Genomic DNA, 8,880 nt, shown 5'->3' on the forward strand with positions numbered 1-8,880 from the left:
AGAATATTTACTTTTAACTACCCATTTGATTTTTATTGTTTTTATACATAAACGTGGTACGCTCCTGAAACTTTTTGACAAAAATGGGGCGTCTTTGTTTGTTTAGACAAATGTTTGTTTAGATAAATTGCGTGATACAAGTTTTAAATTGAAATGTGACATAATCAGCCAATATTTAGTGATTTAAAAGAGAGAAAACTAAAATTGAAACACTTTATTAATTTTTATAATACGGTTAAACCGCATAAAGGAATTTCAGGCAAAACGCCTTATGCATTTTTAGCGGATTATTTTAATTATGGCGTGTAAATACCTACCGATAAAGATCGGCAGGTACACGTTAGATTATTTTAGATGGTTCGCCGATTTTAAGATCGCTATCAATAATTCCCAATATCGGTAAACGCTTTGAATATTAACTTTTTCATCTGGAGAATGCGGTGATACAATTGTTGGTCCAATTGAAATCATATCCATATTTGGATAACTCTGCTTAAATAAACCACATTCAAGCCCCGCATGAATCACCATTATTTTCGCTTTCTGAGAAAATATTTCGTGATATTTATTTTTTGCAAGTTGTAACAATTGTGAATCTAAATTAGGCTCCCAACCAGAATACCCACCACTTATTTCATAATTAGCATTTGCTAATTGACTAAGTGATATCAATGTCGATACAACCGCATCTTTTGCGCTATCAACTTGAGAACGAATCAAAAAATGAACAATTAGTTGATTATCTTCAATATTGACAATACCTAAATTAAGTGATGTTTCAACCACACCGGCTAACTGTTTACTCATTCTAACCACACCATTAGGTGCTGTATTTAGCCAATTGATGATTTTATTTTGATGTTCAGTAGTTAGTACACGTTTTACTTTATTGGACTGAACTTCTGATAAAGTGATTTCAATAGTCGGTTCAACATGACCTAACTCATTGTGTAAGATAGTTTGATACTGTTGAACAATGGCTTCTAATTTAGGTAGATCTTGTTTATTTAGTGTGATTTCTGCAAAGGCTTCTCTTGGAATCGCATTACGTAATGATCCACCTTTTATATCAGCTAATCTAAACGAAATATCTTGCGCATATTGAGCTAAAAAGCGAGCCATCAATTTAATTGCATTACCTCGACCAAGATGGATATCACACCCGGAATGTCCACCTTTTAACCCTTTAAGTGAAAGATTCATATAGCAATCGTGCTTTTCTGGTATTACTGCATAAGTAACAGCAAAGGTTGTAGTAAAGTCAACGCCCCCAGCACAACCTGTAAATATTTCGCCTTCATCTTCCGAATCAGTATTAATTAGATAGCGACTTTTTAACCAATTAGGTTGTAAACCAAAGGCGCCGTGCATACCAGTTTCTTCTGATACTGTTATCAATACTTCAATCGGTCCATGTTCAACAGTAGGATCGATTAAAACAGCTAATGCAGATGCTAACCCAACACCATTATCAGCACCTAATGTCGTTCCTTTGGCTTTTACCCATTCGCCATCAACATAAGCTTGAATTGGGTCGGTTAAAAAATCGTGAACAGTACCTTCATTTTTTTGTGGAACCATATCCATATGAGCTTGCAAAGCAATTGATGGACACTGTTCCATCCCTTTAGTAGCTGGTTTAGTTAACAAAATATTACCCACTTTATCAAGTTTGCAATCAATATGATGAGTATTAGCAAAATCGACAATATATTTAGTTATCATTTGTTCGTGATGAGAAGGATGCGGAATATTACAAATATCATTAAAAATTTGCCAAACAGATCTCGGTTTTAGTGTAGAAAGCATAATATAACCCCAATATTAAGTAAGTAATAAATTTGAGTGGTTTTTTTTATCTAATCACTCTATAATAAGGTGCAATTTTACATCTATTTTTAGTTCATTAATATTAATTTATTATATTCGTATATCCGATTAAAATTGCAGGTTACTCAATGTCAACAGATCAAATTTTATTAACAGAAGAAGAAATCCAAGCCAAAAAACAACATAAAGCAGAACTTATTGCTGAAAAGAAAAAATTCAATGTTACTTGGGAAATGTTGCAATCCTATGGACGCCAACTTTCTGAGCGCTTATTGCCTGCAAATCAATGGAAAGGTATTATTGCCGTTAGTCGTGGTGGATTAGTTCCAGCGGCAATTTTAGCACGTGAATTAAGTATTCGCTATGTCGATACGGTTTGTATTTCGAGCTATGACCATGATCATCAACGCGAAAAACTAATATTAAAACAAGCTAATGGAGATGGTGAAGGCTTTATCGTTGTTGACGATTTAGTCGATACAGGTAACACCGCTCACACTATCCGTGAAATGTACCCTAAGGCTCACTTCGTAACTATTTTTGCAAAACCTGCTGGTAAACCACTTGTTGATGATTATGTTGTCGATATTGCACAAGATACTTGGATTGAACAACCATGGGATACTGGTGTCATGTTTGTTAAACCTGTTAGTGATCATAAATAATTAATAAGGAAGTTAAGGTTGTTATGGCAACTACCGAAAATCTAACTGAACAGATATTTAAACCACAATTTGATTATCCTGAAACTTCAACACTTATCAATCGCATTGATAATAGTAATGGTAGTAGCATTAGCGCCTTAGATGGGGAAGTTGACTCCAGATGGTATCGAATTATTAATCCCATTTTGTGGCATTGGCGTGGATTACCCAAATTAGAAGCTGAAGCGATTCTATCAAAAATTGCCGCTTCAACTCGACGCCACACAAATGATAACTGGCTAGACACTGTTGTTGGTTATCAATCTGGCAATTGGGTCTATGAATTTTTAAATCAAGCTGCGGTATGGCAATCTAAAGCTGAATCAATTGATAAAGCAAGTCTTATAGATGAAGATAAAAATAATGTACACAATTATTATCTTATAGCCAGCATATATGCAAGTATTGCTAGTTATCCTCATTTTAAAAATGACGAATTAGCAATGTATGCCCAAACATGTGCTTATCAATATTATACAAAAGCTCTTCAATTTTCGCCATTTTTGATAAAAGAACTGGAATTTAAAGTCGATAATCGTAGTGTCAAAACAATTTTACATTTACCAAAATGCGAAGGGGCTTGCCCTGTTGTGTTGATTTGTAATGCGTTAGGCAATTTGCAGATCGATTATTATCGTTATTTTAGTGAATTTTTAGCGCCGCATGGATTTGCCATGCTAACTGTTGATCTACCAACTGTTGGTTATAGCCGTAACTTTGCTTTATCACAAAATAGTAGCCAAATTCATCAAGCTATATTAGAGCAGTTGTCTTCTGTTCCATGGATAGATGATCATCGGGTTATTGTTGCTGGATTTAGGTTTGGTTCGCATATTGCCACACGTCTAGCTTATTTGATGCCAAATAAAATAAAAGGCGTATTTAACTTTACTCCGTTTATTCATCAAATTTTTGTTGATAAAGATCTGCAAAAAAATCTACCGAATAGTTATAAAGATATGTTAGCTAGCCGTTTGGGATTACCTTCAATATCCAACCAACAATTGGCAGCAGAATTAAATTATTTTTCACTCAAAAATCAAGGTCTTTTAACTCATGCTTGTCATGTGCCTGTTATGAATATCATCTTTGAGGATGATAAGTTAAGTGATCTTTGTGAGGCTAAATTAATTCATTCAATCAAACAAAATAAAGTAATAACTGTACCTAAAACACAATTACAAAAAAGTTTGTATCAGGCGTTAACACAATCAGTAAAGTGGATGAAGTCTGTTATATAACGTGAAAAAATAAGAATATGCTATGACTATTAAAAAACAACAAACTGTAGTTGTTAAATTAGGTACCAGTGTACTAACAGGTGGAACAAAACAACTTGATCGAGCACAAATAGTTGAGCTGATAAGACAATGTGCATGTTTACATCAAGATGGACATAAAATTATTATTGTCACTTCTGGCGCAATTGCAGCTGGTCGCGAATACTTAAACTTCCCTGCTCTACCTAATACTGTTGCATCCAAACAATTACTTGCCTCTGTTGGACAAAGCAAATTAATACAACTTTGGGAACAGCTATTTTCCATCTATAAGATTTATATCGGTCAAATGTTACTTACTCGTGCTGACCTAGAAGATCGTGAACGCTTTTTAAATGCACAAGATGCATTAAAAGCGATGTTAGATAATCATATCGTTCCTGTCATCAATGAAAATGATGCTGTTGCAACCGCAGAAATTAAAGTTGGCGATAATGATAACTTATCAGCACTAGCTGCCATTTTAGCCGAAGCTGATAAACTGATTTTATTAACCGATATTGAAGGTCTTTATACAGCCGATCCAAGATCTGATAAAAGTGCCAAATTAATTCATGAAATTGATCATATTGATGATAATTTACGAAGCATCGCTGGTGATAGTGTTTCAGGACTTGGCACGGGTGGCATGAGCACAAAACTACAAGCAGCCGAGGTTGCTGGTAGTGCTGGTATTGAAGTTATAATTGCAGCAGGAAACAAAGCCAACGTTATTATTGATATTGTCAATAATCAATCTGTCGGTACACGATTTATACCACAAAAAACTCCACTAGAACATCGAAAATACTGGCTTTTTGGTGCACCCAAAGCTGGCATAGTGCGCTTAGATGATGGTGCGGTTAATGCTATATTAAATAATGGTAGTTCACTATTGCCTAAAGGGATTATCAACGTAGAAAAAGATTTTTCTCGTGGTGAAGTGATTGATATTTGCGATAAATTTGGCAAACGCATTGCGCGCGGTGTCAGTCGCTATAACAGTGATGCTTTAAGGCAAATTGCTGGACATCATTCTCAAGAAATTAGTCAAATTATTGGCTATGAATATGGTCACGTTGCTGTTCACCGTGACGATATGATAATCAAACAATAATGAGACGTTACCAATACTTTTATCATTTGCAATTATTTTTGTTTTGATCACTACTTTAGAATTATTTTAAGTATGAAGTGTAAACAACTGGGCTTTTTCATATAGATAAGTTAATTTTTATCAACTTAAATAAAATTTTTTACTGAAATGTTATACTTTTCTAAAACTTTTTGACAAAGATAAAGCCTGAATATAAAACATCAAAACAAGTTATATCTTAAAATAAAAAAGCACCTTTCGATGCTTTTTTGAGTTGAAGTATACAAGCAAAAAAGTAGATGGCTTATTTTATTCCATACTCATTACGATATGCTTCAACAAGCCCCACTTGATCTTTGCGAGCAGGATCTTTGTAAAGGTATTGGATCAAATCATCTAATGTAATAATTGAAATAACATCACAATGATAAGTTTGTTTAATTTCTTGAATGGCTGAAAGTTCACCACGACCTTTTTCTTGACGATCAAGGCAGATTAATACGCCTGCAAGTTTAGATTTATTGTCTTCTAAGATCCGCATAGATTCACGAATTGCGGTACCAGCGGTAATTACATCATCAACTAACATGACGCGCTGTTCATAAATAGAGCTACCAACTAAGTTACCACCTTCCCCATGATCTTTGGCTTCTTTGCGATTAAAGCAATAAGGCACATCAACATTATGGTGTTCAGAAAGGGCGACCACGGTTGATGAAACGATTGGAATACCTTTATAAGCAGGACCAAAAATCACATCATACTCTAAATGAGCATCCATTAATGCGGCAGCATAAAAACGGCCTAACAATGCAAGATCTTTTCCGGTATTAAATAAACCAGCATTAAAGAAGTAAGGGCTTTTTCTACCTGATTTTAACGTGAATTCGCCAAATTTTAAGGCTTGCCTATTTAATGCAAATTCAATAAATTCACTTTTGTATGATTTCATTGATTTTCTCCAATTAATCTTTTAAGGCCTGTTTTTGAGCATCAATAATGGTTGCTATTCCATTTTTTGCTAATGCTAACAATTTTAATAACTCTTCATGACTAAATGGCTCACCTTCTGCTGTGCCTTGTATTTCAATGATTCGCCCATCATCGGTCATGATAACATTCATATCGGTTTCGGCATTTGAATCTTCTATATATTCCAGATCACAAAGCGCTTCACCTTCAACAATACCAACAGAAACAGCCGCAACTAGTGATTTAATTGGGTTTTGTTTGATTTTTCCATTGGCTAACATTTGGTTAATAGCATCATTTAAAGCAACACAAGCACCAGTAATTGAGGCCGTTCGAGTACCACCATCGGCTTGAATAACATCGCAATCAAGTGTAATGGTATGTTCGCCTAACAGCTTTAAGTCAATCATTGCTCGTAATGAGCGAGCAATTAGGCGTTGAATTTCCATTGTTCGGCCTGTTTGTTTACCTTTAGCAGCTTCACGTTGTGTTCTTGAATTGGTTGCACGAGGTAACATGCCGTATTCAGCAGTTACCCACCCTTGGCCTTGCCCTTTTAAAAAACGAGGAACACCTTCGTCAACAGTAGCATTACAAAGCACTTTGGTTTCACCAAATTCAACTAATACAGAACCTTCTGCATGCTTAGTATAATGACGGGTTATTTTTATTGGGCGGACTTGTTCCGCAGATCGACCAGAAGGGCGCATGCATTTCTCCAACAGTTTCTGTTTAAAATTAGTTTTGAGTTAATCATTTAGGAGGACATCAACAAGATAAGTCGATGTTTAGCCTAAGCTAAGAGCGCATTATACAGAATTTATGATACAATGCCCAGCAAGTTTTTTACAATTTTAGGATGTTATTATGATTTCAAGTATGACTGCTTATGCAAGAAAAGAGCTAAACCAACCATGGGGGACTGCTTCTTGGGAATTACGCTCAGTTAACCAACGCTACTTAGAAACATATATTCGTTTGCCTGAGCAATTTCGTTCACTTGAACCTATCATTCGTGAAAGATTACGAAACCGCCTAACTCGTGGAAAGATCGAATGTAATTTACGCTTTGAATTAGATCCATCAGCACAACATCAAGAGCTTTCATTAAATAAAGAACTAGCTAAACAAATACTTAATGCGGCAAGTTGGGTGCAAACCGAGCATGACTCAGCGCAAATTAACCCTATTGATGTATTGCGCTGGCCGGGTGTAATGTCGGCAAAAGAGCAAAATTTAGATACCATTTCGCAAGAAATTTTAGCGCTACTTGATACTGCAATTGATGAATTTATTACGGTGCGTGAACGCGAAGGTAAAGCACTTTGTGATCTTATTATCAAACGATTAGAAGCAATTACAGCAGAAGTTGACAAAATCCGTCAATGGATGCCAGAAATTCTTGAATGGCAAAAAGAGAGGCTAAAAAGTAAATTAGAAGAAGCCAATATTGAACTTGATAATTCTCGTTTTGAACAAGAAATTGTTATGCTTGCACAACGTATTGATGTTGCTGAAGAACTTGATCGCTTAATGACACATGTTAAAGAAACCTATTCTATTTTAAAGAAAAACGAAGCTATCGGGCGCAGACTTGATTTTATGATGCAAGAATTTAATCGAGAATCTAACACTATTGCGTCTAAATCAATTAATGCTGATGTGACAGCCAGTGCGATTGAACTCAAAGTACTCATTGAACAAATCAGAGAGCAAGTACAAAACATTGAGTAATGATTTGATTCATAAATAAATCTTTGGGTATTTTAACCGTTACATTGGCATCAATTTTATGGGGAACAACGGGCACAGCTGCTACATTTGCGCCCTCGCTTTCACCTTTACTTATTGGCTCGTTAGCAATGGGTGTTGGTGGCATTTTACAATGCTCATTGGCGATATCTAAAATAATCAAAGAGCGCCATTTATTAATCAAGCATGGTCACTTACTTATTGTTGGTGCTATTGCTGTTATGCTTTATCCTTTAGCTTTTTATAGCTCAATGCGCTTATCAGGTGTAGCCATTGGAACGGTGGTTTCTATTGATCTGCCCCGATCCTTTCGGCGCTCATTGAATATATTAGTCGTGATTTTTGCCTAACTAAACAATGGATAATAGGAGCAGCCTTTGGTATTTTGGGGATAATTTTACTTGCCTTTTCAAAAGATAATTCCACCGCAACGCAATATGAACACACCACTATAGGTATTTTATTAGGATTAATTGCTGGATTTACCTATGCCTTATATTCATGGTCAGCTCGTCAATTAATGTTAAAAGGCATATCAACAAAATCGGCCATGGGGGCAACGTTTGGATGCGGTGGCATCCTACTCATACCGGTTATGCTGCTTACAGGAGCTGCATTATTTGACTCACTAACCAATATTGTTGTTTGTATTTATATGGCATTAATCCCCATGTTTATGGGGTATTTATGTTATGGCTATGGTTTATCTAAAATATCGGCTAGCTCGGCTATAACAATCAGCTTATTAGAGCCTGTTATTGCAGCCATATTAGCGATGCTAATTATTGGCGAACAAATATCTTTAGTTCGATGGCTTGGCATTATATTGATTCTTATATGTTTTATTTTTATCACCCTATCAAGTATCACCAATAAAAGATAAACCACTGATATCATAATTGTAATTAATTTAGCTATCCCCTAAAACAACTGTTTTAGTCTAACAAGATAGATAATATCGACACCAAACATAACTAAAATTTTATTTACCCACTTTAAAAAGTCCATAAAGCATCAAGTAACATAACTTCAAATAAAACACTAAAATAAACAGCATAATTCTGTGAAAACAATCTATCTCTAGGAAATTTACATAATCGTTCACTTTTTAGGTTATATTTTGTAAAAAATGGAATGGCAACACATTTTCAAACAAAAAAATTAAGGGGTAAGTGTTTTTTAAATTCAACGGGAGGCAAGTAGCCTAACGAAGAATGTAATCGTTTATGATTATACCAATAAGCATAAGCCGAAAAAGCGCGTTGTA

9 protein-coding genes and 1 pseudogene are annotated in these 8,880 nt (G+C 35.2%); 6 read left to right on the forward strand and 4 right to left on the reverse strand.

The window, feature by feature from the left end; translation table 11 throughout:
- Nucleotides 1-171 precede the first annotated feature (171 nt).
- Complete coding sequence (locus tag GA0061080_RS13175; RefSeq protein ID WP_091125631.1) at nt 172-309, forward strand: integrase core domain-containing protein; 138 nt, start codon at nt 172-174, stop codon at nt 307-309.
- Nucleotides 310-345: 36 nt separating this feature from the next.
- On the opposite strand, the gene GA0061080_RS11105 is transcribed toward GA0061080_RS13175, so the two are convergent.
- Nucleotides 346-1,809: an aminoacyl-histidine dipeptidase gene (locus tag GA0061080_RS11105; RefSeq protein ID WP_091125635.1), complete on the reverse strand. Its 1,464-nt coding sequence runs from the start codon at nt 1,807-1,809 to the stop codon at nt 346-348.
- Nucleotides 1,810-1,958: 149 nt separating this feature from the next.
- On the opposite strand from GA0061080_RS11105, the gene gpt reads away from it, so the two are divergent.
- The 3 genes from gpt to proB are packed head-to-tail and all read left to right on the forward strand — an operon-like array spanning nt 1,959 to nt 4,910.
- Entirely contained in the window at nt 1,959-2,495 is a 537-nt protein-coding gene (gene gpt, locus GA0061080_RS11110) for a xanthine phosphoribosyltransferase (RefSeq protein WP_091125638.1), read from the forward strand.
- 23 nt (nt 2,496-2,518) lie between these two features.
- The gene (locus GA0061080_RS11115) at nt 2,519-3,775 is read left to right on the forward strand and encodes an alpha/beta hydrolase (protein ID WP_091125641.1); all 1,257 of its coding nucleotides are present in this window, start codon (nt 2,519-2,521) and stop codon (nt 3,773-3,775) included.
- 22 nt (nt 3,776-3,797) lie between these two features.
- Nucleotides 3,798-4,910, forward strand: a complete 1,113-nt coding sequence (gene proB / locus GA0061080_RS11120) for a glutamate 5-kinase (RefSeq protein WP_091125645.1) — start codon at nt 3,798-3,800, stop codon at nt 4,908-4,910.
- A 283-nt stretch (nt 4,911-5,193) separates the two neighbouring features.
- Here the strand turns inward: proB and pyrE are convergent, their stop codons facing one another.
- Together pyrE and rph are read right to left on the reverse strand one after the other, a co-directional pair.
- Entirely contained in the window at nt 5,194-5,841 is a 648-nt protein-coding gene (gene pyrE, locus GA0061080_RS11125) for an orotate phosphoribosyltransferase (RefSeq protein WP_065636662.1), read from the reverse strand.
- A gap of 13 nt (nt 5,842-5,854) precedes the next feature.
- Entirely contained in the window at nt 5,855-6,571 is a 717-nt protein-coding gene (gene rph, locus GA0061080_RS11130; RefSeq protein WP_091125648.1) for a ribonuclease PH, read from the reverse strand.
- Between the two features lie 157 nt (nt 6,572-6,728).
- Here rph and GA0061080_RS11135 point away from each other — a divergent pair, with 157 nt between their 5' ends.
- Nucleotides 6,729-7,595 carry a YicC/YloC family endoribonuclease gene (locus tag GA0061080_RS11135; RefSeq protein WP_065636660.1) on the forward strand — a complete coding sequence of 289 codons (867 nt, stop codon included), beginning with the start codon at nt 6,729-6,731 and terminating at the stop codon, nt 7,593-7,595.
- An 11-nt stretch (nt 7,596-7,606) separates the two neighbouring features.
- Nucleotides 7,607-8,496 (forward strand): annotated as a pseudogene (locus GA0061080_RS13180) (DMT family transporter).
- A 265-nt stretch (nt 8,497-8,761) separates the two neighbouring features.
- Here GA0061080_RS13180 and GA0061080_RS13185 read toward each other — a convergent pair.
- Nucleotides 8,762-8,880 (reverse strand): integrase core domain-containing protein (locus GA0061080_RS13185; protein ID WP_141683093.1); only part of this gene is annotated, 119 nt, incomplete at its 5' end.

Origin of the sequence: Gilliamella intestini (assembly GCF_900094935.1) — a bacterium.
GTDB lineage: Bacteria > Pseudomonadota > Gammaproteobacteria > Enterobacterales > Orbaceae > Gilliamella > Gilliamella intestini.

What these genes read in the sequence shown, in the direction of transcription:
- GA0061080_RS11105 (WP_091125635.1), bottom strand. Translation starts at nt 1,809, where the DNA reads ATGCTTTCTACACTAAAACCGAGATCTGTTTGGCAAATTTTTAATGAT.
- gpt (WP_091125638.1), top strand. Translation starts at nt 1,959, where the DNA reads ATGTCAACAGATCAAATTTTATTAACAGAAGAAGAAATCCAAGCCAAA.
- GA0061080_RS11115 (WP_091125641.1), top strand. Translation starts at nt 2,519, where the DNA reads ATGGCAACTACCGAAAATCTAACTGAACAGATATTTAAACCACAATTT.
- proB (WP_091125645.1), top strand. Translation starts at nt 3,798, where the DNA reads ATGACTATTAAAAAACAACAAACTGTAGTTGTTAAATTAGGTACCAGT.
- pyrE (WP_065636662.1), bottom strand. Translation starts at nt 5,841, where the DNA reads ATGAAATCATACAAAAGTGAATTTATTGAATTTGCATTAAATAGGCAA.
- rph (WP_091125648.1), bottom strand. Translation starts at nt 6,571, where the DNA reads ATGCGCCCTTCTGGTCGATCTGCGGAACAAGTCCGCCCAATAAAAATA.
- GA0061080_RS11135 (WP_065636660.1), top strand. Translation starts at nt 6,729, where the DNA reads ATGATTTCAAGTATGACTGCTTATGCAAGAAAAGAGCTAAACCAACCA.